The sequence below is a fragment of the Streptomyces sp. WM6378 genome (assembly GCF_001279695.1).
Classification (GTDB): Bacteria; Actinomycetota; Actinomycetes; order Streptomycetales; family Streptomycetaceae; genus Streptomyces.
This window is the reverse complement of record NZ_LGDD01000336.1, coordinates 13,604-37,812: the sequence shown is the minus strand read 5'-3', so window position 1 is coordinate 37,812 and position 24,209 is coordinate 13,604. Positions and strand designations below refer to the sequence as shown.

The 24,209-nt window shown below is 69.4% G+C and carries 26 protein-coding genes and 2 pseudogenes; 11 read left to right on the top strand and 17 right to left on the bottom strand.

Annotated features, from left to right (window positions below):
• The 7 genes from ADK54_RS37715 to kdpF (ADK54_RS45390) form a co-directional block, all read right to left on the bottom strand.
• Positions 1 to 282: potassium-transporting ATPase subunit KdpA (locus tag ADK54_RS37715; protein ID WP_199827128.1), on the bottom strand; the 282-nt coding region annotated here is incomplete at its 3' end.
• An 8-nt stretch (positions 283 to 290) separates the two neighbouring features.
• On the bottom strand, positions 291 to 380 hold the full coding sequence (gene kdpF / locus ADK54_RS42740) for a K(+)-transporting ATPase subunit F (RefSeq protein WP_063801986.1): 90 nt from the start codon (positions 378 to 380) through the stop codon (positions 291 to 293).
• Positions 377 to 502 (bottom strand): hypothetical protein, encoded by a 126-nt coding sequence (locus ADK54_RS48435; protein WP_267887074.1) that lies wholly within the window; start codon positions 500 to 502, stop codon positions 377 to 379. Before ADK54_RS48435 ends, kdpF (ADK54_RS42740) begins: the two co-directional genes overlap by 4 nt.
• Positions 503 to 993: 491 nt before the next feature.
• Positions 994 to 2,340 (bottom strand): hypothetical protein, encoded by a 1,347-nt coding sequence (locus tag ADK54_RS37705; protein ID WP_053730337.1) that lies wholly within the window; start codon positions 2,338 to 2,340, stop codon positions 994 to 996.
• A 409-nt stretch (positions 2,341 to 2,749) separates the two neighbouring features.
• Positions 2,750 to 3,544, bottom strand: a complete 795-nt coding sequence (locus ADK54_RS37700) for a DUF4118 domain-containing protein (protein WP_053730336.1) — start codon at positions 3,542 to 3,544, stop codon at positions 2,750 to 2,752.
• 84 nt (positions 3,545 to 3,628) lie between these two features.
• Positions 3,629 to 6,139: a sensor histidine kinase gene (locus ADK54_RS37695; RefSeq protein ID WP_107090719.1), complete on the bottom strand. Its 2,511-nt coding sequence runs from the start codon at positions 6,137 to 6,139 to the stop codon at positions 3,629 to 3,631.
• 207 nt (positions 6,140 to 6,346) lie between these two features.
• On the bottom strand, positions 6,347 to 6,436 hold the full coding sequence (kdpF, locus tag ADK54_RS45390) for a K(+)-transporting ATPase subunit F (protein ID WP_063802139.1): 90 nt from the start codon (positions 6,434 to 6,436) through the stop codon (positions 6,347 to 6,349).
• A gap of 243 nt (positions 6,437 to 6,679) precedes the next feature.
• On the opposite strand from kdpF (ADK54_RS45390), the gene ADK54_RS37690 reads away from it, so the two are divergent.
• The 6 genes from ADK54_RS37690 (at position 6,680) to ADK54_RS46460 (ending at position 13,028) form a co-directional block, all read left to right on the top strand.
• Positions 6,680 to 8,254 (top strand): Na+/H+ antiporter, encoded by a 1,575-nt coding sequence (locus ADK54_RS37690; protein ID WP_053730335.1) that lies wholly within the window; start codon positions 6,680 to 6,682, stop codon positions 8,252 to 8,254.
• 88 nt (positions 8,255 to 8,342) lie between these two features.
• A complete protein-coding gene (locus ADK54_RS37685) occupies positions 8,343 to 8,894 on the top strand; it encodes a hypothetical protein (RefSeq protein ID WP_053730334.1) in 552 nt (183 codons plus the stop codon).
• Positions 8,895 to 9,029: 135 nt separating this feature from the next.
• Positions 9,030 to 11,018: an APC family permease gene (locus ADK54_RS37680; protein ID WP_420717472.1), complete on the top strand. Its 1,989-nt coding sequence runs from the start codon at positions 9,030 to 9,032 to the stop codon at positions 11,016 to 11,018.
• A gap of 167 nt (positions 11,019 to 11,185) precedes the next feature.
• A complete protein-coding gene (locus tag ADK54_RS37675; RefSeq protein WP_053730332.1) occupies positions 11,186 to 11,773 on the top strand; it encodes a hypothetical protein in 588 nt (195 codons plus the stop codon).
• Positions 11,774 to 11,780: 7 nt separating this feature from the next.
• Complete coding sequence (locus ADK54_RS37670; protein WP_053730331.1) at positions 11,781 to 12,149, top strand: hypothetical protein; 369 nt, start codon at positions 11,781 to 11,783, stop codon at positions 12,147 to 12,149.
• A 552-nt stretch (positions 12,150 to 12,701) separates the two neighbouring features.
• On the top strand, positions 12,702 to 13,028 hold the full coding sequence (locus ADK54_RS46460) for a hypothetical protein (protein ID WP_159048014.1): 327 nt from the start codon (positions 12,702 to 12,704) through the stop codon (positions 13,026 to 13,028).
• Between the two features lie 51 nt (positions 13,029 to 13,079).
• Here ADK54_RS46460 and ADK54_RS37665 read toward each other — a convergent pair whose 3' ends face one another.
• The 4 genes from ADK54_RS37665 to ADK54_RS37650 form a co-directional block, all read right to left on the bottom strand.
• Positions 13,080 to 14,027 carry a sporulation-delaying protein SdpB family protein gene (locus ADK54_RS37665; RefSeq protein WP_053730330.1) on the bottom strand — a complete coding sequence of 316 codons (948 nt, stop codon included), beginning with the start codon at positions 14,025 to 14,027 and terminating at the stop codon, positions 13,080 to 13,082.
• A gap of 29 nt (positions 14,028 to 14,056) precedes the next feature.
• Complete coding sequence (locus ADK54_RS37660; RefSeq protein WP_053730329.1) at positions 14,057 to 14,659, bottom strand: SdpA family antimicrobial peptide system protein; 603 nt, start codon at positions 14,657 to 14,659, stop codon at positions 14,057 to 14,059.
• Positions 14,660 to 14,762: 103 nt separating this feature from the next.
• Entirely contained in the window at positions 14,763 to 15,422 is a 660-nt protein-coding gene (locus ADK54_RS37655; RefSeq protein ID WP_053730328.1) for a sporulation delaying protein family toxin, read from the bottom strand.
• Between the two features lie 208 nt (positions 15,423 to 15,630).
• On the bottom strand, positions 15,631 to 16,011 hold the full coding sequence (locus tag ADK54_RS37650; RefSeq protein ID WP_053730327.1) for an SdpI family protein: 381 nt from the start codon (positions 16,009 to 16,011) through the stop codon (positions 15,631 to 15,633).
• Between the two features lie 149 nt (positions 16,012 to 16,160).
• Between ADK54_RS37650 and ADK54_RS47995 the strand changes: the two are divergent.
• Both ADK54_RS47995 and ADK54_RS45380 read left to right on the top strand, forming a co-directional pair.
• Positions 16,161 to 16,307, top strand: a pseudogene (locus ADK54_RS47995) (IS1380 family transposase); the annotation flags it as partial.
• Positions 16,308 to 16,536: 229 nt separating this feature from the next.
• Positions 16,537 to 16,614: pseudogene (locus tag ADK54_RS45380) on the top strand (30S ribosomal protein S14); the annotation flags it as partial.
• A gap of 86 nt (positions 16,615 to 16,700) precedes the next feature.
• Here the strand turns inward: ADK54_RS45380 and ADK54_RS37645 are convergent.
• The 4 genes from ADK54_RS37645 to ADK54_RS37630 are packed head-to-tail and all read right to left on the bottom strand — an operon-like array spanning position 16,701 to position 20,183.
• Positions 16,701 to 17,426: a metal ABC transporter permease gene (locus ADK54_RS37645; protein ID WP_078966945.1), complete on the bottom strand. Its 726-nt coding sequence runs from the start codon at positions 17,424 to 17,426 to the stop codon at positions 16,701 to 16,703.
• Positions 17,423 to 18,355 (bottom strand): metal ABC transporter permease, encoded by a 933-nt coding sequence (locus tag ADK54_RS37640; protein WP_053730326.1) that lies wholly within the window; start codon positions 18,353 to 18,355, stop codon positions 17,423 to 17,425. The genes ADK54_RS37645 and ADK54_RS37640 overlap by 4 nt, the downstream gene beginning before the upstream one ends.
• Positions 18,352 to 19,257, bottom strand: a complete 906-nt coding sequence (locus ADK54_RS37635; RefSeq protein WP_234392370.1) for a metal ABC transporter ATP-binding protein — start codon at positions 19,255 to 19,257, stop codon at positions 18,352 to 18,354. Before ADK54_RS37635 ends, ADK54_RS37640 begins: the two co-directional genes overlap by 4 nt.
• Positions 19,258 to 19,262: 5 nt before the next feature.
• Positions 19,263 to 20,183 carry a metal ABC transporter solute-binding protein, Zn/Mn family gene (locus ADK54_RS37630; protein ID WP_234392369.1) on the bottom strand — a complete coding sequence of 307 codons (921 nt, stop codon included), beginning with the start codon at positions 20,181 to 20,183 and terminating at the stop codon, positions 19,263 to 19,265.
• Between the two features lie 358 nt (positions 20,184 to 20,541).
• Between ADK54_RS37630 and ADK54_RS37625 the strand changes: the two genes are divergently transcribed.
• Positions 20,542 to 20,850: a hypothetical protein gene (locus ADK54_RS37625; RefSeq protein WP_053730324.1), complete on the top strand. Its 309-nt coding sequence runs from the start codon at positions 20,542 to 20,544 to the stop codon at positions 20,848 to 20,850.
• 11 nt (positions 20,851 to 20,861) lie between these two features.
• On the opposite strand, the gene ADK54_RS37620 is transcribed toward ADK54_RS37625, so the two are convergent.
• Together ADK54_RS37620 and ADK54_RS37615 are read right to left on the bottom strand one after the other, a co-directional pair.
• Positions 20,862 to 21,572 carry a TIGR03943 family putative permease subunit gene (locus ADK54_RS37620; protein WP_324610219.1) on the bottom strand — a complete coding sequence of 237 codons (711 nt, stop codon included), beginning with the start codon at positions 21,570 to 21,572 and terminating at the stop codon, positions 20,862 to 20,864.
• Positions 21,560 to 22,576: a permease gene (locus tag ADK54_RS37615; protein WP_053730322.1), complete on the bottom strand. Its 1,017-nt coding sequence runs from the start codon at positions 22,574 to 22,576 to the stop codon at positions 21,560 to 21,562. Before ADK54_RS37615 ends, ADK54_RS37620 begins: the two co-directional genes overlap by 13 nt.
• A 249-nt stretch (positions 22,577 to 22,825) precedes the next feature.
• Between ADK54_RS37615 and rpmF the strand changes: the two genes are divergently transcribed.
• Complete coding sequence (rpmF, locus tag ADK54_RS37610) at positions 22,826 to 22,996, top strand: 50S ribosomal protein L32 (RefSeq protein WP_053730321.1); 171 nt, start codon at positions 22,826 to 22,828, stop codon at positions 22,994 to 22,996.
• 5 nt (positions 22,997 to 23,001) lie between these two features.
• On the top strand, positions 23,002 to 24,171 hold the full coding sequence (locus tag ADK54_RS37605) for a GTP-binding protein (RefSeq protein WP_053730320.1): 1,170 nt from the start codon (positions 23,002 to 23,004) through the stop codon (positions 24,169 to 24,171).
• The last annotated feature ends 38 nt before the right edge of the window (positions 24,172 to 24,209 follow it).

The window sequence follows — 24,209 nt, the reverse complement described above, 5'->3', positions numbered from 1 at the left end:
CACGAACCCCAGCGAGCCGGGCAGCGAACCCTGCAGGCGCTGCATCAGGTACAGGAAGAGGACGCTCACCGCGGAGAAGGCGAGGACACCGCGCAGATAAGCGGGCCAGCGCATCTCGGTGGACGGATTGGCACCAATGGCCTTGTAGACCCACTTCTCGACGCGCAAGTGCTTGTCGCAGGAGTAGACCCGGGCCATGTAGTCACCGAGGGGGCGATAAGCCAGACCCAGCGCCACGAAGAGGGCGAGGAACTGGAGTACGCCGGCAAGAACAGGAGACATAGCGCGGCTCAGAACCTCTCCGGGTACACAAGGGCGAGGACGAGGTAACCCAGGAGGGCGACGGCCACGATCAGACCGACAATGTTCTCGGCAGTCACAGCTTTGCCACCCCCTTGGCAATGAGCGCCACCAACGCGAAAACCGCGATCGTGGTGACGACGAAGGCCACGTCGGCCATCGAGGACTCCTGGAAGAGGTTCGGAATAGGAACGGACGGCAAGAGGAAACCGTCAAAGTCGTCGCTTGTCCGTTCCCTTGATGGGCCTCTTACGGCCATTGGCGTGGCTTTGACGGATTCCTTACGCCGGTGCCGGTGTATCGCCATCGACCAGCGGAAACAGCGGCGCCTTGTACGCCATCCGAGGGCGCCCGGCACTGTATTTGCACCATATTTCAGCCGAGCTTGACCAGCTTGTTCTGTCATGGGCGCCGCGGCCATTCGAAGGATGCCGCCTGGTGATCAGCGTCGGCAGGAGGCGTATACGTAATCGCGCCCGGCACGTCCGCCGTCCGGCCCGTCGACAGACCCATCACTACAGCCGGCGGCGACGCCGGTCAGCTTGTCGGGTCCGGGACCGGCTTCACACGCTGGAGGAGGAAGAGGTGCAGGCCCACTGGGTCGCCGGAACCCACCCGCGCTCGGACGCGCTCGTCAACGTGTCGTCCTCGCTGCTCCGCACTGGCATGCCACCCGCCGGACCGGGGCAGCCGTCACCGGAACTCGGCCAGCCTCGGTCGCAGGCCGAACACGACAAGCCCGCCCGCGAGCAGCAGAGCCACCCCTGAGATGGGCGCCTGGACACTGATGGCATCCCGGCCGCTGGTGACGGCCTGCTCGTGCTGGGCGGAGTTGATGGCGGTCACCTGATCCAGGGCCTTCATCCACTGTCCGAAGTGGGCGTTGGAGGTGTCGGAGGCCCAGCCGATGCAGAAGACCGTGGCCTCTTGCAACTTGCCGTCGGCGATCAGCTGCCGGAAGGTGCGGTCGTCCTTCTCGTAGACCGCGTACGCGTCCACCGTCTTCTCGGCGGCCTCGCGCTCGCCGGGGAAGGTGATGTTGTCGAGCTCGCGCCGGTACTCGCCGGTGAACTGTTCGTCGGTGTGGTCGCGTTGGTAGGCCGCCCAGGTGGCGGTCAGCTTCTCGTCGTATGTCGCGAGCGTCGCGTCCTTCAGCCCGTACAGCTGCTGGGACTTGTCGAGGAAGGAACTCTCGTACGTCGTCCTGCGCGTCGCGTCGAGGAGGTATCGGCTCTCGTCGGCGTTGGCGTCGTAGCCGATCGCCTTGGACCGCGACAGGGCGACCACCGAGTCGAAGGAGTCGTGGCGGGCGATCTTCAGCTGCTCGGCGGAGCCGGTGAGCAGCTGCCCGCCGCACAGCAGGGCCACCAGCACGCACGAACTGGCCGCCAGCAGACCCGGGTTGAGGATCCGGCCGAAGCGACGGGCGAGGTGCACCTGGAGGGCGACCAGCGCGGCGAGCAGCAGCACCCCGAGGACCGCTTCGGCGGTCAGCTGTGCGGTCAGGTCGGAGCGCGCCGCGTCGTACTCGCGCTCGTAGACCGCATCGTTGGCGTCGACCAGTTGCCGGGCCTGCGGCAGGAGTTTCCCGGAGAGGAGGTCGGTGGCGCGGCGGTAGTCGGCGCGGGCCGGGTCCTTGCCGCCGGGGTGCTCGTCGTTCTCCAGGGCCCGTCCGACCAGTTCCTGGTACTGGGCGAAGTCGTCGGTGAGCGCGACGACGGTGTTCTCGGTTCCTTTGTCGCCTTCGGCGGCGGCGCCCAGGGTGCGCAGGGAGCCGCTGATGGTCTCCTGGGCCTCTTGGTAGAGGCGCGTGGCGTTGGTGTACGACTCGTCGAGACGGCCCTTGCCGGTGCCCGAATCCCCGCTGGACAGCAGGATGTTGGCGGTCTGGGCGTCCATGTCGTTGAGCGCCAGGTTCAGCTGGGTGGCCGCGATGGTGCGGGGCGCGTCACGGTGCTGGATGGCATCCCAGGTGCCGGAGAGCCCGGTGGCGGTGACGGTCAGGAGGGCGATCAGTCCCGCCCCGAGCAGCAGGCACACGGTGCGGGCCAGCCGTAGGCGCCCGGGGGTGGTGTCCCAGTAGCGCTCGACGAGGTACCGGAGAAGCGGGACGAGCCGGGCGACGGCGATGGGAGGCCGTCGCCTCGGCTGTCCTTCGCGCGGACCCCCTCCGGGCCGCGGCGACGGGATCCCCCCGTGACGAACGGATGGCGCGGGGGGTGATTCGGCAGCAACCGGGGCCCCCGCTCCCTGATGCTGTCCGGTACCGGCGGTGATCGTCACTCGCCCTCCAACCTCGCGCCACGGGCCGTTCGTACGAACCCGTATGCACATCAGGATGGGGGGCAGGAGTTCGAGTGATCGTCTTCCTTGACGGCGCCCTGACGCCCAAGTCGACTGGTTTAACGCTTACTTGACGGGGGTGAGTTCCAGTCGCCCCGGTCCGTGTTCAGTCCTCTGTCACCGTGCCCGTCTCCGCCTCAGCCAGGGCTGCTCCCGCCTGCCCTGCGAGGGTTCCGGCCACGAGCCGCGCCTGCAGCGGTGCGGCCGCACCGGGCGCCGGACGCATCATGAACCGGCCGTAGTAGTGGCCGTTGCCGATCGCCCGGAGCTCGACCTCGTCCGGCGGCCAGCCACGGCGTTCGATGTCCCAGCGCCCGTGCGCGGTGGTGATCCGTCCGTCCTGGCGAAGCTGCGGTGGATGTCCGAGCAGTGATCCGTACTCGAAGCGGCAGTTCTCCAGTGCGAGGACGTCGGTGAGTTCGCGGCGTACGTGCTCGACGACGGCGTCGGCGGACCCGGCGTGCTCGGCGAGCTGGGCCGTCTCGTGGATGCGGGCCAAGTGCCCCGCGTCGGTGACGGTGACCACCTTCAGGCGCCGGGCCCGTGCCGCCAGCTGGGAGACGGCCAGGCCCACCACCAGGAGGAGCACGGCCGTGGTGATGTCGTCACCGCTGGAGATGGTGAACCGCTCGTAGGGCCGGGTCAGGAAGAAGTCGAACCAGGCGGCCGAGGAGAGCGCGGCGAGCGCCCCGGCACCCTGGTGCCCGTTGGCGGCCACGGCCACCACGACGACCACCAGGATCAGCGCGATGTTGGTGCTCGCCAGATGCGTACGGAACGGAATGAGCAGCGCGGCGACGGCGAGCGGGCCGGCGGTCGCCGCCAGCAGCGCGAGTCGGTCGCGCAGCGCAAACGCCGAGCGGGCAGGCCGCGCGGCGCCGGGGAGTGTGATCACGGCCATGACAGCCACCTCCAGTGCTCCGCCTTCCACGATCCTCCTCCCGAGAACCAAGCGGAAGTGGAGGTTCCGGCGCGGGACGTACCGCTATGTCTCCACCCGTTCCGGCAAGTCGGCGGCAGGCAGCGACAGGACCATGGTCAGGCCGCCACCAGGGGTGTCCTCGGGTGTGAGGGTGCCCGCCATCGCCTCGGCGAGCCCGCGCGAGAGCGCCAGGCCCAGGCCCACGCCGGTGGTGTTGTCGGTGTCTCCAAGGCGCTGGAACGGCACGAAGGCGCGCTCGCGGTCCTCGGCGGGCAGCCCGGGGCCGCGGTCGATGACCCGTACCTCGACGCGCTCGGCGAGGGTGCTCGCGGTGAGCAGGACGGTCTCGCCGGGCGGGGTGTGGCGGGCGGCGTTGCTGAGGAGGTTGGCGACCACGCGTTCCAGCAGGGGCGGATCGGCCAGCAGAGGCGGGATCCCAGGCGGGCACTGGACGTCCACGCGGGGCGCTTCGGGCGGCAGGGATTCCAGAGCTGTGGGCAGCACCTCCGACAGGGCGGTGGCGCGCAGTCTCAGGGTGAGGGCGCCGGCCTGGAGGCGGCTCATGTCGAGGAGGTTGTCGATGAGGCGGCCGAGCCGGGCCATCGACTCGTCGGCGGTGGCCAGGAGTTCGTCGCGGTCCTCGTCGCTGAAGTCGACGTCGCGGCTGCGCAGCGAGGTGATGGCGGCCCAGCCCGCGGCGAGCGGGGTGCGCAGGTCGTGGCTGACGGCGGCGAGCAGCGCGGTGCGCATGCGGTCGGCGGCCTTGACGGGTTCGACCTCGGCGGCCGCCTCGGCGAGCCGGGCCCGCTCGACCGCGACGGCGACATGCGCGGCGAAGGCGGTCAGGACCTTGCGTTCGGAGGACGGCAGGGGGCGACCGCGCAGCACCAGGTGCGCCCGCTCGCCGACCGGCACCTGGACGACGGCGCCGTCGTCCGGTACGGGTGCCTCGGTGAGTTCGGCCGATTCCATCCCGAAGGTCTCCCGGGTGCGTTCCAGGAGCGCCGGCACTGCCCGGTCGCCGCGGACGATGGAGCCGGCGAGCGACGACAGGGTCTCCGCCTCCGCGGTGGCCCGTGCCGAGCGGCGCGAGAGCCGCAGCGAGCGGTCCACCACGGCCGCCACGATGCCCGCGACGACCGCGAACACCACCGTGGCGAGCACACTGTCAAAAGTGGTCGTGAACGCACCGATCGGCGGGATGAACCAGTAGTTCAGGAGCAGCGAGGCCGTCACCGAGGCGACCACGGCGGACACGACTCCCCCGACGCAGGCCACGCCGACCACCACGAGCAGGAACAACAGGGCCTCGCTCGTGACGTTGAGGCTGCCCCGGAGATGGTCGAGCACCAGGGTCAGCGCGACGGGCAGCACGAGACCGGACACCGGGCCCGCAACGAGCCGGGGCGTCGACAGGGTGCGCCGTCTGGACGGCAACAGCCGCCCGCTGCCCGCCCGTTCGTGGGTGACCATGTGGACGTCGATGTCCCCGGAGAGCGCGACGACCGTCTCCCCTATGCCCCGCCCGGTCACGAACCGTTCCAGACGGCCCCGGCTGCTGGTACCGAGCACCAGCTGCGTGGCGTTCTCGGCGCGGGCGAACTCCAGGAGAGCGGTGGGAATGTCGTCGCCGACCACCGAGTGGTAGCTGCCGCCCAGGCTTTCGGCCAGAGCCCGCTGCCGGGCCAGCGCCGCCGAGGAGGCCCCGGCCGCAAGGCCGTCGCTGCGCGCGATGTGCACGGCCAGGAGATCACCCCCGGCGGTCCGGTCGGCGATCCGGGCGGCCCGCCGGATGATCGTCTCCCCTTCGGGCCCGCCGGTCAGCGCGACCACGACCCGCTCCCGGGTCTCCCACACGCCACCGATGCCGTGATCGCTGCGGTACTTCTGCAGCGCCTCGTCGACCTGGTCGGCCACCCACCGCAGGGCCAACTCCCTCAATGCCGTCAGGTTTCCGACCCGGAAGTAGTTGGCGAGCGCCGCGTCCACCTTTTCCGGCGCGTAGATGTTGCCGTGCGCCATGCGACGGCGCAGCGCCTCGGCGGGCATGTCCACGAGCTCGATCTGGTGGGCGCGGCGCACCACCTCGTCGGGGACGGTCTCCTGCTGCGGCACCTTGGTGATCTTCTCGATGACGTCGTTGAGGGATTCCAGGTGCTGGATGTTCACGGCGGTGACCACGTCGATCCCGGCGGCCAGGAGTTCCTCGATGTCCTGCCACCGCTTGGCATGGCGCCCACCGGGCACATTGGAGTGCGCCAGCTCGTCCACGAGGGCCACAGCAGGGCGCCGCGCGAGCACCGCATCGAGGTCCATCTCCACGAACTGCCCGCCCCGGTAGGCACGCTGGACCCTGGGCACGACCTCCAGGCCGTCCAGCTTTCCCAGGGTGTGACGCCGCTTGTGGCACTCGGCGAACGCCACCACCACATCGGTACCGCGCTCCGCCCGCCGCCGGGCCTCGTCCAGCATCCGGTAGGTCTTGCCGACCCCGGGGGCAGCTCCGAGAAAGACCTTCAGCCGACCCCGCTTCCCGGGTTCCTGACCTCCGGGCGGGACGTCCGGCTCCACCACCACAGCACCTGCCTCCTCACGCCGTACGCGCGCTCCGGCCGCCCAGGGGGAGCTGGGCGGCCGGAGCGCGATGTGTGTTCCCGATCATCATCGGGAGCCGCCGCCAAAAGGCGCCGCGCGCAAGGACATTGATGTGTTCCTGACCTAACTCGTACGCTCTCGGTCACCCTTCGCCGAGGATGCCCCACAGCAGCGTGACCGGGCCCGTCAGAACCGGTCCGGGAAGATCAGCGCGTAGATCAGATAGCCGAGCAGGCAAACGCCGATGCTCAGTCCGACGATGTTCTCGACACTCACAGACGTCAGCTCCCTGATCGAGGAGGACCACGGCGAAGGACAGCGTGTGCGGCCCTTCAAGGGAACCCCTCTCAGCTCCTCCCGGGTGTGCCTCTTGACGCCTCCCTGTCGTCGGACGGTGCTTCGTTGACGCGGCCTTGACGACAGACGTAATCGATAGGGTGAAGGCGGTGTGCCGGGAAGTCTGGTCGGCGTAACGGGCCAGGTGGGCCCGACTATCGGGTCAGGAAGCCTGGGGGCGGCATGCGCGGCGTCGGTACGGTCTTGTTCCTCGTGGTACTCGCCACCCTGGTGGCCACCGGGGCCCGCCGGTGGCGCATTCCCGCGCCGTCCCTGCTGGTCGTCGCGGGCCTGGCGGTCGCGCTGCTGCCGGGCGCTCCGGCGATCCGGGTCACCCCCGAGATCATCGGCCTGGTCGTGCTGCCGCCGCTGCTGTACGCCAGTGCCGAGGAGGTCTCCTGGCGCGAGCTGCGAGTCGTGTGGAAGCCGGTGGGTGTTCTCGCGATCGGGCTCGTGCTCGCATCGGCCGCGATCGTCGGCTTCGTCGCCTCCGCGCTCACGCCGCTGCCCTGGCAGATGGCACTGGTCCTCGGCGCGGTCCTGGCCAGCACCGACCCGGTGGCGGTCACCGCGCTCGGCCGACGCCTCGCCCTGCCGCCCAAGGTGCAGGTCCTGGTGCAGGCCGAGAGTCTGTTCAACGACGCCACCTCGCTGGTCCTGTTCAAGGTGGCGGTGGGTGTCGCGGTCGCCGCCTCCGCCGTCTCCTGGGCGGGTGCGGGCGGGGAATTCGCACTGCTCGCGGGCGGGGGCACCCTGATCGGAGCGGCGGTCGCCGGTGTCGTGGTGCTGATCCGGCGCAGAACCGAGGAGCCGGTCCTGGAGACGGTCGTCGCGCTCGTCACCCCGTACGCCGCCTACGTGCTCGCCGAGGCCGCCCACACCTCGGGGGTGACGTCGGTCGTCATCGCGGGCGTGGTCCTCGGCGGCCGCTCGGACCGTCTTACCAGCGCCCGGATACGCCTCCAGCTCCACGCCGTGTACGGCACGGTGGTCTTCCTCCTGGAAAGCGTCGTCTTCAGCCTGATCGGGCTCTCCCTGCCCGGTCTGATACGCGAACTCGGCAACGCGGACCGGCTCTGGCCGCTGTACGCACTCGCCCTTGCCGCGACCCTGATCGCCGTCCGCATGCTGTGGGTCTTCCCGCTCTCGGCCGTGCTCCAGCGCAAGGCCGGTCAGCGCCGCGCCAACTGGAGGGTCCCGGTGGTCCTTTCCTGGGCCGGCACCCGGGGCGTCATGCCGCTGGCCGCCGCCCTGTCCATCCCGGTCGCCACGGCGGACGGAGCCACGCTGCCCGGCCGCCCCCTCGTCCTCGTCCTCACCACCTCCGTGGTGGTGGTGACCCTCGTCGTCCAGGGCTTCTCACTCTCCACCGTCGTACGCCGCTCGGGCATCGCCCTCGAACCCGACCACACCGAACGCGAGGAGGCCAACGCCCGGCTCAGCCTCGCCGACGCAGGAATGCGCCGCCTGGAGGAGATCTCCGAACTGGAGGCCGTCCCCGAGGTCGTCGCCGACCGCCTCCGCCGCGCCCTGCAGGCCCGCCAGGAACACGCCCGCGAACGCCTCGACGAAACCAACGGCGGCAACGGACAGAGCGCGTCGGCCGACCACATCTACCGCCAGCTGCGCCGCGACCTCATCCTCGAAGAGACCGCCGAACTCCAGCGCCTCTACGACGACCACCACATCAGCGACACCACCCGCCGCCGCCTCCAGCGCTCCCTCGACCTGGAGGAGGCCCGGCTGGCGGACACATGACCGCCCGGGCGTCAGAAAGCCGTAAGGCCCGCATCAAGACTGGTGTCGGTGCCACGACAACCGCGACCGGCACGCTTACGGTCCCGGCATGGGACGACGGACGACCCGCGACAGTGCGGGAGGCCGGGCCATGCTGCCCGAGCCGGTCGCGTACGACACCACCTGGGCGGGCGAGGCCCGCTCGGCAGCGGGATACGGGGCGCTCCTGTTCGTCCTCCTCGCGGGCGTCGACGAGGTGGCAGGGACACTCACCGATCTGCGCGCGGCCCTGTGGCTGCTCCTCGGCGCTCTGCTGCTCGCAGTGCTGTGGCCGACCCGGGTATCGGCCGCCCGGGGCCTGCTGACCACGCGCGGCCTGTGGCGCGAGGCCCGGGTGCGCACCGACCGGCTGGTCTCGGTGCGCTGGTCCAACGGGGTCGCCCAGCGCCTGGCCCTGCGGGATGCGGACGGCAACCGGGCCGAGCTCGACCCGCGCGTCCTGATCGCCAACCCTGCGCTGTGGCACGTCCTCGACACCGACGCCCGCATCAGTGTCACCCGAGGCACGCTGTGCTGCGGCGAAACCGCGCTGCTGCAGATCGCGGCCCGGGTGGACCGCGAAGCCGCCCGCACTGTGTTCAAGATCTCCGGCTTGGAGTAGGCGTTTCTTCCTACTTCGGAATGAATTACGAGAATCTTGACGGCTCCTTAACGGGTATCCGTCCTCCCCCTTTCCTACGCTCGCGACGTGTTCAACGTGACCGGCGTCCTCAAGCGCCTCGTGATCGGCCGCGCCATGCGCAGCGAGGAACTCGGCGAGACCCTGCTGCCCAAGCGGCTCGCGCTGCCGATCTTCGCCTCCGACCCGCTGTCCTCCGTGGCGTACGCGACGCAGGAGATCCTGCTCGTCCTCACCCTCGGTGGGCTCGCCTACCTCCACTTCACGCCGTGGATCGCGGCCGGGGTGGTCGCGCTGATGGCGGTGGTGGTGCTCTCCTACCGCCAGGTCGTGCACGCCTACCCCAGCGGCGGCGGCTCCTACGAGGTGGTGTCGAGAAACCTCGGCCCTTCGGCCGGTCTGGTCGTGGCTGCCTCACTGCTCGTCGACTACGTCATGACGGTGGCCGTCTCCGTCGCCTCCGGAGTCGACAACATCATCTCGGCCATCCCGTCACTGGCCGAGCACCGCGTGCTGCTGGCGCTCGGCTTCGTCGCGATCCTCACGGCGATGAACCTGCGCGGCGTGCGCGAGTCGGGCCGCACCTTCGCCGCCCCCACCTACCTCTTCATCGGCGGCGTGATCATCATGGTCGCGACCGGCCTGATCCGGTACGCGCTCGGGGACGCGCCGGTCGCCGAGTCGGCCGCGTACGGAATCCACCCGGAGCCCGGCAACCAGAACCTGGCCGGGATGGCTCTGATCATGCTGGTGCTGCGCGCGTTCTCCAGCGGCTGTACGGCGCTGACCGGCGTGGAGGCGATCTCCAACGGCGTCCCGGCCTTCCGCAAGCCCAAGGCGAAGAACGCGGCGAGCACCATGGCCTCGATGGGCATCATCGCGGTCGTCATGTTCGTCGGCGTGACGGCGCTCGCGCTGATCGCGAAGGTCCACATCACCGACGACTCCTGCCAGTTGACCGGTATCGGCGGCAACTGCGAGAGCTTCACGCAGAAGACGGTGATCGCCCAGCTCGCCTCGGCGATCTTCGGCGGTGATCACTCCATCGGCTTCTTCTTCATCCAGGCCGCCACCGCCCTGGTCCTGATCCTGGCCGCGAACACCGCCTTCAACGGCTTCCCGCTGCTGTCCTCGATCCTGGCCCAGCACCGCTATCTCCCGCGCCAGCTGCACAACCGGGGCGACCGGCTGGCCTTCTCCAACGGCATCCTGGCCCTCGCCGTCGTCGCGGGCGCGCTCCTTTGGGCGTACAAGGCGGATGTCACCAGCCTCATCCACCTCTACATCCTCGGCGTGTTCACCTCCTTCACGCTCTCCCAGCTCGGCATGGTGCGGCACTGGAACCGCGCCCTGCGCACCGAGCCCGACGCGGCAGTGCGCCGCCGCCACCAGTCGGCGCGCGTCGTCAACGCGCTGGGCGCCTGCGTGACCGGACTGGTCCTGGTGATCGTGCTGATCACGAAATTCACCCAGGGCGCCTGGCTCGCCGTGGTCGCCGCGATCCTGCTGTGGGTGATGATGCGCGGCATCCGGCGCCACTACGACCACACCGCCGCCGAGCTGGCCGTCGAGGACCCGCGCGACGAACTCGTCCCGCCGTCACGGGTGTTGGGGGTCGTCCTCGTCTCCACCATTCACAAACCGACCCTGCGCGCCCTCGCCTACGCCCGCGCCTTCAAGCCGTACCGGCTCGAAGCACTGACGGTCGCCGTCGACAAGGAGGAGACCGGCGACCTGCAACGCCGCTGGCAGGACCTCGACGTCGACGTCCCCCTGAAGGTCCTGGCCTCCCCCTACCGGGAGATCACCAAGCCGGTCGTCGAGTACGTCCGCACCATGCGCCGCGACAGCCCGCGCGACGTGATCGCCGTCTTCATCCCCGAGTACGTCGTCGGGCACTGGTGGGAGAACCTCCTCCACAACCAGTCCGCCCTGTGGCTCAAGAGCCGCCTGCTGTTCACCCCGGGCGTGATGGTCACCAGCGTCCCCTGGCAGCTCACCTCCGCCGCCCGCGCCGACCACCCGGCCGCCCGCGCCCCCGGCTCCGTCCGCCGCGGCGAACCCACCGCACCCCACAGAAACACCACGCCCGCCCGCAAGAGCTGACGCCCAACTCCCCGTCTCCATAACCCTTTTAGCGCATCACTGACGCCTCGGACATTGCGATTCCCGGGCGCGCCCGGCAAGACTGCGAACGCGCCCGCACCACAGGGAACGGCCGACCCCCGTTCTCCGCGCGGCGCCGTCCCAGCACTCATCCACGGGGGAATCACATGCGCATAGGCACCCGACACCTCTTCTCGCTCGCGGCCGCTGCGGCATGCGGCGTCCTGTTGACCACGGGTGCCGGCCCGGCCTCCGCCGACGAGGGCCCCTCGCCCGAGAACGGCGGCGGCTTCCTCACCGTCACCCAGCCCAAGGACGAAGCAGCCGTAGCCAAACTGGCCGAGGAGAAGGCCGAACAGGTCCACCTCCGTACGCCCGCGAACAAGCTGTGCACCGGCGCCTGGACCCACCCCGTCTCCACCGTCACCTTCCAGCGCGCCACCGGCGGCACCCTGGCCTGGGGCTTCAAGCTCTCCAACACCGCCCGCGCCAACCTCGGCCCGACGGTGACGGTCACCATGCCGTACGCGTACGTCAACGGGAAGGCGATCAACCCGCCCTACGGGCCGCACACCGCGATCAGCACGTACAACTTTCACGGCAGCATGAACAAGTACCAGTTCACCGGCGGCGGTGGCGGCGCGATCGCCACCGGGAACAAGGTGACGTTCTACTGGTTCCTGAAGGGCTCGAAGCCGAACACGGCCGCCGACCGCTACATCACCTGCCAGGTCCCCAAGCCCGGAAGCGCGTGACCGCACCATGAACGAGAACGCCCGCCCCACCGTGACGATCCTCGACGCCCGCCACCGACTCACCCTGCACGGCGTGACCCGCGCCGAGGACTCCTTCACCGTCGAGTACTCCATCAGCCCGCCCCTGCCCGAGGGGCCGGACGACGAGATCCCGGTCCTTCTCACCCTGGAGGCCAGGGACGAACTCGGCAACGAGTACACCGACTGGGGCGGCGCGTTCGGCCTCTCCCCTGACGGCTCCCACACCGAGGGGACCATCTCGGGCCAGCCCGCACTGCCGAGCGAAGCAGGCACACTGCACGTACGGCTCACCTTCCTGCGGGACGGCGACGAGTTCCCGTACGACGTGACCCTGCCGGTCCACCGCGCCGACTGACCCGTCCACAGCGAAGGCCCGGACCACCCCTCGTCCGGGCCTTCGCTGTGTCTGACCGTTGCACGTGCGTGCCGCCGAAGCGAACGGCGGGCCCCGCGCTGTCTCAGTCGCATGCACCGCGTCATGGCCGCCGGCACGCTGCTCCGGCGCGTGCACACCAACAGACCCTTGCATGCCGCTGGTTGGTGAAGGTCATGAGGCAGCCTTCAGCTCCGTTGGCCTCTCTTGGGGCGGTTCCAGAAGGAGGAATCCGCAGTCGCCGGGCCTCAGAAAGCGCCGTCCACAGATTCGCACTGGCCAGCGAACACGACACGGGGCGGCAGGCCCCAGGGGGGTGAGGTCGTCGAGGATGTCCAGGACAAGCCGCCGCTTCTCGCGGTGCCCGATGTCGGCCGATACTTTGCATGCCGTGCGGTGCTCGGCATCGTCGGCCCCCACACCCCACATGCATCCGAACCCGTCCAGCCCGGAAGACCTCACGGAATCTTATTAATACGGAATTCCTCCCCCTGCCCGCGTATGAGTTGCTGGGCTGATTGCTAGGATCAACTCATGCATGATCAAGGGGCAGTTGTCTCGGTCAATGTCACACCGTCGCTCATCGCCGCGTGGTTCCACCGGCTGTTCACCCATCCCGTGGTCGAGATCGACGGGCAGGAACATGCCGCACGATGGGGCACCACGGAAATAACCGTCTCGCCGGGCGAACACTCTATAAGCGTGTTCTTCCGATATCGTCGGGAGCACCATACGCGTCTCGCCGAGACCACCCGGGAATTCTCCACAGATACGGACGTACGGCGCGTGGACATCACCGCGAGGCTCGGCCCGCGCAATGGAAGCAGGTTCCGCATAGGCACACCGTCGGTGCATCGGTAAATGCGAAAACGCCCGTCCCAACCGACGGGCGTTTTCACGTACTTACCACCATTACGGGACGGTGGCGGCCTCGCGCAGGGCACCGCATGCCGCGCAGTGCGGCACTTCCGGCTCGGCCGGTGGTGCGTCCGGAGCCCGCTCCGGCCGGACCCGCTCCGGCGTCGCGCAGACGATCGCGGAGCCGATCATCACCACCGCGAAGCTCCACAGGCCCATCGTGAGGATGATCGAACCGTGCAGGACGATGTCCATCACCATTCCGGCCTTGCGCCAGCGGTCGGATGCCAGCACACACACGCCGATGGCGATCTCGATGACCAGCGCACCCCAGGTCAGGGCGGTAACGACCGGGGCGCTCCTGGACATCCATAGAAACAGCGAGTCCCACGGCTGTCCCACGCCGAACATGTTGTCGCGCAGGAAGTAGTACTCGGCGGTGCCGTTGGCCCAGTCGGCCACGCCGAACTTGCTGACGGCGCTGTCGAGGTACAGGTAGGCGATCTGCACCCGTATGGCCAGGAAGGCGACGAAGGACACCGTCCGCCATGAAGGTGTCTGCTCCCGGACCGGCCGCTGCCAGTGCCAGGTACGGCCGTCGGCCAGAGCGATGGGAATCATCAGCAGGCTCATGATCATGCCTATCGACTCGCCGCCGTCGGGCACCGCGATGCTGACCGCGACCGAGTACGAGGTCCACGCATGGGGAATGGCCGTCCAGCGGGGGCGGTAGCCGCTGGCGACCACCGCCAAGACGGCGATCAACAGCCACCGCCTTGGCTCCATGCCCAGCGCGTCACCGCCGAGGCACAGTGCTGACGCACCGCGGACGGAGTCGCAGCGCGGGTATTCCCCCATCGCGACGACCGGCACGAGCAGTGCCTTGACCGGCGTCAGCAACAGCACGCTCAACTGGGCCAGCGCGATGACCGTGCGCCCGACACCGAACCACCGGGACCGCAGATCGTGCCGCGCGGTGCGGTTGGCCAACCGGTCGGCCATTTCCTGTACGGAATTCCTTACGGCGGGCATCACTTGCATCGGACGTCCAGGTGCACGATCCGCAGCACGCGTTTTTCGTAGGAAACTTGGTTGCGGAAGCTCCACGGCACCGTCTTTTCCTGGGTGAGGTACGAGTCACCGCACACGGTCGGCACCGGACTGGTGTTGTCCACCTTCACAGCCGGTTTCCTGGACGTCTCCTTCATGCAGTCGTCCAGATAGCCCCCGCAGTCGGACCAGTGCCCGGTCGCCGCCGCGTTGAAGAAACCCAGCTCGGGCCCTTGTGCACGCTGCGTACGCGACAGTCCGAACATGTTCGAGGGATTGCCCTGCGGTGTGTGCAACAGATTTCGGGGAGAGCCGTCAGCCCCCAGCACATAGGCGCCGGTCTGCTCGGACTGGGGATTCCGGGTGAAGAACGCCCAGTTCTCCGGAGTCAGAATGTTCAGAGCCGAACGGGCGCCCTTGGAGTGCCGGCTGCTCAGCGCATTGCTCGGCAGCGTGTAGAAGAGCGCGGCGGCCAGGTAGCCGAAGACCACCAGGCAGGCGACGGAGAACAGGGCGAGTTGGCGTATCGATCCGGTCCGGGGCTCCCCCGGTCTCGAATGCGTGTCGCCGGACGTGCTGGCCATATGAGCGCGATCCCTATGCGGTGCGGAAAAGGTGTCGGATGCGTCACCGGAGGCTTTGCCGCGCCGCTCCGGTAGGAAATACGGCGCGGCAGAGCGGTCGTTGTTAGAGGGCCGCCGCCACGGCGGAGACCATGTTGTCGGCGTCGAGGCTGTTGGGCTGGCTCATGTCGAAGCCGTAGCTCACGGCGGCCGGGACCACCACGAGTGTGACGACGGCCTCGGTCGCCCCGGCCACGTTCGCGTAACCGATGGCGTTGATGGCGCCCACGGCGTTGATCTCGATCGCGATGTAGGCGTCGTGCCAGAACCAGCCGTTGGCGCGGTTCGGGCTCTTCATGGCCGGCGACTTGTGCTGGGTCATGAAGGTCTTGAGGTCCTCGTTGAGCCGCTGCATGCCGGCCTTGGCCTGGAACGGGTCGTTGATCTGGACCGCGACGGTCACCTTGTCGTGGAAGTCCTTGTCGACCGCCTTGAGGTCCTTGGTGAACACCGCGATCTGCTCAAGCGTCACCTGGCTGGTCTGGGGAGAGCGGCGCGACCGGATCTGCTTGGCCAGGTCCGGGTGCTCGTCCGCCGCCTTGCCCTTGGCGAAGACGAGGAGACCCACGATGTCCTCGTCGGAGTACTTGACGTGGTGCTCGGCCGGCTTGACCGCGGCGTGGACGGCCACCGGGGCGGCGGACGCGGACGCGGAACCATAGGCGACGCCGACGGTCAGCACCGCTGCCACGCAGGCGAGCGCACCGGTCTTCTTCAGATTCATGTGGGATACCTTCGAATAGTCGTTGTGTGCGTGCTCCGCCGTTTCCGGGCAGGCGCCATCGGCACTCCGTTCACGGGCAAGCGAGACGGAGCGACGATCGGCCTCGGTGATGGCGGCGGGACCGCGGGGGCCGAACGGGCGCCCTGGTCAACGGCGTTGGAGACCGGTGGCGGAATTCATCTCCGCCACCGGGGCAGGTGGGGTCGGCTCAGACCGGCCGGCGACGCTCGCGGCGAGCCGCAGAATTGGCCGCGGCGGCGGACGAGGTGACAATCGCCAGGTCAAGGGCGCCACTCACCGCCACAATCACCGCGAAGCCCCAGAACGGCCCTTCGGCAAGGGCATTCACCAGCGAAGCGATCGCGGCCCCGACCAGCACCGGTACGAGGCGCACATAGCGCCGTCGGGCCTCGCGCTGACCGGCTTTCCAGGCGGCGTCGTCGCCGAGCGTTTCCCTCGTCCGTACACCCACGAGCGGATTCCTGGAGAGCGTACCGCTGCGGCTCTTGCGGGCGATGGTCAATACGCCCACGGATACGGCCACATAGATGACGGCGAGAACGGTCCCCACCACGAGATGGGTATTCATAGCGTTGAACTCATTTCCCCCGGCTGAGCCCACTGGTGCTGTTGCTTGAGCATCCTTGCACCCCAGTTCGAGGCGGACAACACCGAGTTGATCGAATTGACGGCGCCCTAACCTCTCCCCCTTTCCGCCCTGAACGGCGCCGCCAGTGATCGCCAAAGGAGGCAGCAGCGCCCACCCATAAGGGCGGTTTCGGGTCCCACCCGCTGATGTGCTTCCTGGCCAACACCGGCGAGGCGCTGTCCGGGCGGCTGCGGCCCGGGAACGCCGGCGCCAACACCGCCACCGATCACATCGCGGCCAGGAAAAGGCCGAGATCAGGCCGTCTTGCACCCAGGATGCCCCGGCGGAGCGTCAGTGCGTCGCGCTCGGGGCGTGGTCGCCCTCGGAGCGCCGCGCACTGGCGGAGCAGCAGTTCCATCGGAAATGTCTACTGCCCAGGTAGTCTCGCCGCTCAAGGCCAGTACGTCCGAGAGCAGAGCCATGAGCTCTGCTTCGTCATTTGCCACCCGCCGGGGGAGAAGCTTGTTCGGGCTCTCCCGGGTCCGCACCCTGGAACAGGGCCACGCCGGATTCCTTCCCGCTGTGACCAAGTCCTCCTGGTGAACTGACGCGATGGCCGCGCCTGCACAGACGACTTGCCTGGAGAGGTGGCGCCCCGGCCCACTGCGGCAAGAGGTTGCTCGCGGTGGTCAGTGCGGGCGGCAGTCCGGGCACAGGCCGGTGAGTTCGACGGTGTGCTCGACTTCCGCGAACCCTGAGGAGCGGGCGATGTGTTCCGCCCAGGTTTCCACGGCGGCGGAGTCGATCGGCATGCTCAGGCTGCAGGTGCGGCACAGTAGGTAGTGCCGGTGTTCGGCCGAGGGGCGGTGCCGGTAGAGACGTTCGCCGCCCCGGTCGCGCACGGGGACGCGGCGGGCGGCGGCCACGGCCTCGTCGACCGAGGCGAACAGGAGCGGCCGGGTCACGGCGAGTACGGCCAGGCCGATGCCCACCGCAACTCCCGCCGCCAGCCACGCCTGCCCGGCCGAGAGGCCGAAGATCGAGCCGAAGAGGACGCCCACGCCGGCGGTGCCGTCGGCCGCGCCGTGGGTTGCGTACAGGGTGAGGAAGAAGGCGCCGAGGCCCAGGATCCAGGAGAAGACGCTTCCGATGGCCACGTCGTCGGCCCGCCCCCGGTTGCCGACGAGCCCGATGAGCACCGCGAAGGCGACGGTCGCGGCGAACAGTCCGAGGCGCAGGTCGTAGCCGAGTGCCAGGGCCGCGAGGGCCCCGGTGAAGGCGACGTGGCTGAGTGCGTCGCCGGTGAAGACCTGGGCGCGCAGGACCAGGAAGTACCCCACCAGGCCGGCGGCGAACGCGATGCCGGTGCCCGCGAGCAGGGCGTGGAGGAAGAAGGGGTGCGAGAAGGCGCTCATGGGGTGCCTCCGAGCGGCGCGTGCCCCACCGACGCGTTCGTGGGTTCCTCCGAAACACGAGGGCGGATGGCGGCGAGCGCGCGGCCCGTCCTGGCCAGGGCGTAGACGCCGAAGGCGAAGGTGGTCACGTAGAAGCCGATCGGGTACGGCGAGTAGTAGGCGGTGATCAGGGCGCACCAGGTCACCAGCACCGCGATCAGTACCGCGGCGAGGAGGCTCAACGCAGGCCTGGCCGTGAGCTGTTGGGCTGCTGCGGCGGGCATGACCAGCAGGGCGAACACCAGGAGCGTGCCGGTGATCTGGCTGGCCTCGGCGGTGGCCGCGCCGAGCAGCACCAGGAACACCACGGACAGGATCCGTACCGGCACCCCGCGCCCCGCGGCCACGCCCCCGTCGACGGAGGCGAACAGCAGCGGACGCCCAATCAGCGCGAGGACGCCGAGCGCGAGTGCCGCCACCACGGCGAGGAGGGCGACCTGCGTGGTCGTGATCCCGAGAAAGCTGCCGAAGAGAAGGGCGTTGATCCCGCCCAGGAAGCCCTTGTAGAGGGCCACGAAGAGGAAGCCGCAGGCGAGGAGGAACGCCTGCACGGTGCCGGTGAGTGCCGACTCCTGGCTCCGGCCGCCCTGGCCGGAGCGGGGAATCGCGGCTATCACCAGCGCGCCGCCGACGCAGAACGCGAAGTAGCCCAGGCCCGCGCTGACGCCGAGCAGGGTCGCGCAGGCTGCCCCCGGGAAGCTGACGACCGACAGCGTGTGCCCGGCGAAGCTCTGCCTGCGCAGCACCATGTACCAGCCGATCACAGCGGCCAGGACGGCGACGACGGTGCCGGCCCTGAAGGCGTTGACCATGAACGGGAACGCCCAGATCTGCTGGATGTCGGCCACCGGATCCCACGACCAACCGGCGTTCGCCTCGGCCCAGTTCATGACGCGTGCCGATCCGCGTGGAGGGCGGGCGCCTCGGGCTGGCCGACCACCACCAGACGTCCGTCGCTGGTCCGCAGCACCTCCACCGGCACCCCGTACAGCCGCGACAGCGTCTGCGTGGTGACCACTTCCTCGGGGCGGCCCGCGACGGCGCCGCCCTCGGCGATGTACACGACCCGGTCCAGCCAGGGCAGTATCGGGTTCACGTCGTGGGCGACCATCACCACACTCACCCGCTCCTGCCGACAGATCCGCCCGATCAGTGCCGCCACCGCCCCCTGATGGGACAGGTCGAGACTGTCCAGAGGCTCGTCAAGGAGCAGCAACTCCGGCCTGCGCACGAGAGCTTGGGCGATCAGCAACCGCTGCTGCTCGCCACCGGAGCACTCCCCTATCGGACGGTTCGCGTACGCCGTGGCACCGACCAGTTCGATCACCTGGGCGATCCGGTCGTGCTCGGCCCGGCGCCGGGCGCTGAACCGGGCGGGCACCGGCAGCGGCACACCCCAGCGGTCGCCGTCCATGCCGAGCCGCACGATGTCGATGCCCCGGATCCGCAGACTGGCATCGAAACTCCGGCGCTGCGGCAGGTAGCCGACCCGCGGCCCGGCCCGCCCCGGAGCCTCCCCCAGCACCCGCACCTCACCGACCGCGGACGGCACCAGGCCGAGCAGCACCTTCACCAGGGTCGACTTGCCGACGCCGTTCGGGCCGAGAACGGCCGTGAACTCCCCGGCCCCGACGTCCAGATCGACCCCGGACCACAGCTCCCGGCCGCCGATCCGCACTCCGACACCGCGCAGCGACACCACGGCCGGGGCGGCTTCGGGCGGCTCGGCGGGCCCGGCCTGCGCCGGCACCCGGTGCCGCGCCACGCCACTCACCCGCCGGGCGGGATCCACGGCGGTCACTTCTTGCCCGTCGCCTGGGCCAGGGCCTGCTCGATGCCCTGGAGCTGGCGCACCTGCCAGTCCTGGAAGGAGGCACCCGCCGGGGTGAGTGTCTCGGTGACGGTGGCGACCGGGATGCCCTGCGCCTTGGCTTCCTTGACTTGGGCGGCCACATCCGGCGTCGAGTTCTGGCTGTTGTAGACGTACACCTTGATCTGCTTGTTCTTGATCTGCTGGTCGATCGCCGACTTGTCCTTGGCGGTCGGATCGCTGCCCTCGCTGATCGCGTCGAGGAACGACTCGGGGGTCAGCATCTTCAGGCCCAGCCCCTCGGCGAGTGGAGTGACGATCGACTCCGAGGCCCCGATCGGGGTGTTCGCGTACTTCGCCTTGATGTCGGCGACGAGCTTGTCGTACGGGGCGAGCGTCTGCCCTGCGTACCTCTTCTTCTGCGCGTCGAAGTAGGCGGCGTCGGCCGGGTCGAGTTTCTTGTAGTCGGCCGCGACCTTCTCCACCACCTTGTGGACATCGTCCGGCGAGTACCAACGGTGCGGATTCCCACCGGGCTTGACGCCGACCAGGTCCCCGACCTTCAGGTCGGTCCGGCCGCTGCCGGGGTTGGCCGACAGCAGCTTGTCCGCCCAGGCGTCGTAGCCGATGCCGTTGACGATCGTGTACTGCGCGGAGGCCACGGTCCGCCCGTCGGCGGCGGTCGGCTCGTAGTCGTGCGGATCAGCATCCGGGTTGTCGATGACGCTCTTCACATCCGCGTAGTCGCCGCCGAGCTGCTGGGCGATGCTGCCCCAGAAGTTCTCCGCCGCCACGACACGGAGTTTCACCCCTCCCTTGCCGCTGGCCTCACCGGCGGACTTCGTCGTCTTGTCCGCCCCCGAAGAGGCGGAGGAGGTGGAGCAGGCGCTCAGCGCGGCGAGCGCCACGACAACGGCCAGACTCCCGGCAGCACTACGGACTTGGATTCGGGTTCGGGTTCGGCTGGATATCGCAGTGCACATGGCGGGAGTTCTCCTCGACGAACCAGCCGGGCCCCGCGGACGGGCAGGACCCGGCAGAACGGGACACGCGACACGCTAGATGGAAATGATTGTCACGACCATGATCGAGGCCATCGCAAATGAAAACCATTACCAATGCTTGACCGCACCTCGCCCCCCTCCTCCCCCCGCGCCAAATAGGGAAGGAAGCCAACCACGATGTCGCTCCTGAGCCGCCTCCCGGACGATGGCCTTCACCTGCGTCGCGCGAAGGAGGCTGCGACGGCGGCCAACTTGCCACCCGATGTCCGCACGTCCGACAGCCGGGAGGCCGACCACCGGCCGCTCGGGCTGGGCGCGGCAACGAACTCGGGGCGACGTACTGGTCCGTGCCCACCAGCCCCGCCCCCAGACCCTGACCTCTGTCGGCAACAGCGGCAGCACACCCACAGGAACCTGCGAACCGGGCGCGGGCTGTGGCATCGCCGCCGACGACTTCACCGCCCGCCGGACCGGCACGGAGCAGATCCTCGCCCACCGCAACTCCTGTGGTGAAGCGATGCGTTGCGGGGCGGGCCAGGGCAGCTACGCAGTGACGGTCTACATCATCTGACGCAGGTCCGGTCAGGGCTGTGCGGTGTCCCGATAGGGGTTCTTGGGCTGCGGAATGCGGTTGAGTCCGGTGGCATCGAGAGCCGGGGCCTTCGCGTCGGGCCGCCACTCCCCGGTGACGGTGACCCAGCTGTCGGCCGGCGGGACTGCGATCCCGTGGATCTCCACCTTCACCACCCGGGCATCCGCCGCGCAGCAGCTGACGATCACCCGGCTGAGCTGCCAGGAGTCAGGGTTCGCCGGGGTGACGAACCCGGTCAGCCGGACCGTACGGCCCTTCAACGACCCCTTCTCGTCCCACACCGCGCGGCTGGTGAAGTCGGTCAGGGTCAGCGCGAGGGGGCTCTGTGCGGGCAGCGCAGCGAAGGTCGTGCGCTTGGCGACCGCACCGGACCCGTCCCGTGCGACGGTGTACGAGCCGAGGGCCGGCGGGGCGAACAGCAGCAGCATGACCGCGGGCAGCCCGAGCAGCCAGGCCGTCTTGGGACCGGCCGCAGAGTGGGTGTGCCCGTGGTCCGTCGCCTCCTGGCCATCGTGGTGGCGTACGCGGAAGAACGCCATGAGGCCGAGCAGAACCAGGACCACCCCTGACGCGATCAGCAAGGGCTGCAGCCCCTCCTTCACGTAACGGAGGTAGAGATCGCTGAGCAGGCTGATCCGCAGCAGGGCGCAGCCGACAAGAACGAGCAGCGCGGCGGGCAGCAGCTTCCTCACAGCAGCCACCCCCCGACCAGGGTGCTGGCGAGCACGGCCGAGACGAACGTGGCGGTGGAGAACCGGAGGGCGAAAACACGGCCGAACGTTCCGGCCTGAAGCGCGATCAGCTTGAGGTCGACCATCGGCCCGACCACCATGAAGGCGAGCCGGGCCGTCGCGGAGAATCCGGACAACGACGCCGCCACAAAGGCGTCCGCCTCCGAGCAGATCGACAGAACCACCGCGAGTACGCCGAGCAGCAGCACCGACAGCCACGGTGAGCCGGCGAAGGACTCCAGTACCGCGGGCGGCACCGCAATGTTGAAGGTCGCCGCGGCCGCCGCCCCCAGCACCAGGAATCCGCCCGCGTGGAGGAAGTCGTGCTGGAGGGCCCGGGTGAAGGCGTCCAGGCGCCCCCGGCCGGCGGTCGGCTGCTGATGGTCGGTCAGCCGCAGCCAGTCGGTGCGGCCGAGCCGGATCCACAGCCAGCCCATCGTGACCGAGGCGGCCAGCGAGGCCAGCAGTCTGGCCAGGACCATCTCCGGGCGGCCCGGGAACGCGATCGAGGTGGCCACCAGCACGACCGGGTTCACGGCGGGCGCAGCGAGGAGAAATGTCAGGGCAGCGGCCGGTGCGACCCCCCGCCGGATCAAGCTCCCCGCGACCGGTACGGACGCGCACTCACATCCCGGCAGGAGGGCTCCGGCCGCGCCCGCGACGGGAACGGCAAGGACGGGGTTGCGCGGAAGGACCCGGGCGAGCACACGATCCGGGACCAGAGTGGTGACCGCGGCCGACACCACCGTGCCGAGCAGCAGGAACGGAACGCCCTGAATCACCACCGCAGCCAGTACGGTGCACCACGCCTGAAGCGCGGGTTGTTCAAGCCGCACCAGGATGCCGGGCGCCACCAGGACGACGATGCCTCCGATGAGCGCCAGCGCGAGAACGCCGACGACCACATCGAGGCAAACCCGCACCACCCGCACCAGTACGCCGGACCCCCGCCTCGGCGAGGACCCCTGCTCCAACTGCGCAGGAGCGTCCGGCACCGCACTCACACGGCTGGCTGTTTCGTCGATCGCGGCTCCCGGCCTCTGTCCGCCCGCCCTGTCCAGCGGGGCCGGGCCGGAAGCCTAGCGACCCTTCCTGTGCTGCCTACGACCACAGGTCCGGCTTGACGCCGGCGCCAGGCCGGGGACACCGGTCACCCAGATGTAAATGGTTTCCATTTTCATGTACGGTGGTGTCCTCACCACGACGACGGAGGTCCCCCACCCATGGCCGTTCCCAAGCGGAAGATGTCCCGCTCCAACACCCGCCACCGCCGCGCCCAGTGGAAGGCGAGCACACCCCAGCTGGTGCCGATCACTGTCGACGGATCCGTCCACCAGGTGCCGCAGCGGCTCGTGAAGGCGTACGAGCGCGGACTGCTGCGACCGGAGGGCTGACCGCGATGACGACCAGGACGACCGTCGGCCCGCGGCTCCCCGTGACGGTCCTCTCCGGGTTCCTCGGAGCAGGCAAGACGACCCTCCTCAACCATGTCCTGGGCAACCGGGAGGGCCTGCGCGTCGCCGTGATCGTCAACGACATGAGCGAGATCAACATTGACGCCGCCCTGGTGCGGGGCGGTAGGGCGGCGCTGTCGCGCACCGAGGAGCAGCTGGTCGAGATGACCAATGGCTGTATCTGCTGCACCCTGCGCGACGACCTCCTGGGGGAGGTGGACCGGCTGGCCCGCGAGGGTCGCTTCGACTACCTCCTCATCGAGTCGAGCGGGATCTCGGAGCCGATGCCCGTTGCCGCCACGTTCGCGTTCCCCCGCGACGACAGCGCCACGCTCGGCGACCTGGCCCGGCTCGACACGATGGTCACGGTCGTGGACGCGGCGAACTTCCTGCCCGAACTCGCGGGCGGCGACGGCCTCGTGGAGCGCGGCCTCGACCAGTACGAGGACGACGAGCGAACCGTCAGCGATCTCCTCATGGACCAGATCGAGTTCGCCGACGTCATCGTGCTCAACAAACTCGACCTCGTCGACGAAGAGTCGGCCGACCGGCTGCGGGCGACACTCACCCGGCTCAACCCCGCCGCCCGCGTCATCACGGCCGAGCACGGCCGGGTAGCCCCCTCTCACATCCTCGGCACCGGCCTCTTCGACCTGGAGCGCGCACAGCAGGCGCCGGGCTGGGTCATGGAACTCAACGGCGACCACGTTCCCGAGACCGAGGAGTACGGCATCTCCTCGACGGTCTACCGCGCCGACCTGCCCTTCCACCCCGGACGGCTGTGGGAGTTCGTCACCGAGGGCCTCGACAGCGGCACCTACGGCCGCGTCCTGCGTTCCAAGGGCTTCTTCTGGCTCGCGGGCCGCGACCGGGTGACCGGACTGTGGTCACAGGCCGGTGCCGTCGCCCGGTTCGAGCCGTCCGGCATTCGCGAAACCGGCGGCCAGGCCCAGGAGTTGGTCTTCATCGGGACAGGGCTGAACTCCGACGCACTGCACCACGCCCTGGACGCCTGCCTCGTACGCCCGGGCGAGCCTGCACCGCACCACGACCCGTTCCCCGCCTGGGACATCCACGGCACGGACGACATCTGTCAGCACGAGCGCATGCCGTGAGCCGTGCGAACTCCGTTCCGTGTGCACACAAGGTCCTC

What these genes read in the sequence shown, in the direction of transcription:
- ADK54_RS37690 (WP_053730335.1), top strand. Translation starts at nt 6,680, where the DNA reads ATGCGCGGCGTCGGTACGGTCTTGTTCCTCGTGGTACTCGCCACCCTG.
- ADK54_RS37660 (WP_053730329.1), bottom strand. Translation starts at nt 14,659, where the DNA reads ATGGCCAGCACGTCCGGCGACACGCATTCGAGACCGGGGGAGCCCCGG.
- ADK54_RS37625 (WP_053730324.1), top strand. Translation starts at nt 20,542, where the DNA reads ATGTCCGCACGTCCGACAGCCGGGAGGCCGACCACCGGCCGCTCGGGC.
- ADK54_RS37675 (WP_053730332.1), top strand. Translation starts at nt 11,186, where the DNA reads ATGCGCATAGGCACCCGACACCTCTTCTCGCTCGCGGCCGCTGCGGCA.
- ADK54_RS37665 (WP_053730330.1), bottom strand. Translation starts at nt 14,027, where the DNA reads ATGGCCGACCGGTTGGCCAACCGCACCGCGCGGCACGATCTGCGGTCC.
- ADK54_RS37650 (WP_053730327.1), bottom strand. Translation starts at nt 16,011, where the DNA reads ATGAATACCCATCTCGTGGTGGGGACCGTTCTCGCCGTCATCTATGTG.
- ADK54_RS37680 (WP_420717472.1), top strand. Translation starts at nt 9,030, where the DNA reads ATGCGCAGCGAGGAACTCGGCGAGACCCTGCTGCCCAAGCGGCTCGCG.
- rpmF (WP_053730321.1), top strand. Translation starts at nt 22,826, where the DNA reads ATGGCCGTTCCCAAGCGGAAGATGTCCCGCTCCAACACCCGCCACCGC.
- ADK54_RS37685 (WP_053730334.1), top strand. Translation starts at nt 8,343, where the DNA reads ATGGGACGACGGACGACCCGCGACAGTGCGGGAGGCCGGGCCATGCTG.
- ADK54_RS37655 (WP_053730328.1), bottom strand. Translation starts at nt 15,422, where the DNA reads ATGAATCTGAAGAAGACCGGTGCGCTCGCCTGCGTGGCAGCGGTGCTG.
- ADK54_RS37640 (WP_053730326.1), bottom strand. Translation starts at nt 18,355, where the DNA reads ATGAACTGGGCCGAGGCGAACGCCGGTTGGTCGTGGGATCCGGTGGCC.
- ADK54_RS46460 (WP_159048014.1), top strand. Translation starts at nt 12,702, where the DNA reads ATGCATGATCAAGGGGCAGTTGTCTCGGTCAATGTCACACCGTCGCTC.
- ADK54_RS37670 (WP_053730331.1), top strand. Translation starts at nt 11,781, where the DNA reads ATGAACGAGAACGCCCGCCCCACCGTGACGATCCTCGACGCCCGCCAC.
- ADK54_RS37605 (WP_053730320.1), top strand. Translation starts at nt 23,002, where the DNA reads ATGACGACCAGGACGACCGTCGGCCCGCGGCTCCCCGTGACGGTCCTC.
- ADK54_RS37700 (WP_053730336.1), bottom strand. Translation starts at nt 3,544, where the DNA reads ATGGCCGTGATCACACTCCCCGGCGCCGCGCGGCCTGCCCGCTCGGCG.
- ADK54_RS37645 (WP_078966945.1), bottom strand. Translation starts at nt 17,426, where the DNA reads ATGAGCGCCTTCTCGCACCCCTTCTTCCTCCACGCCCTGCTCGCGGGC.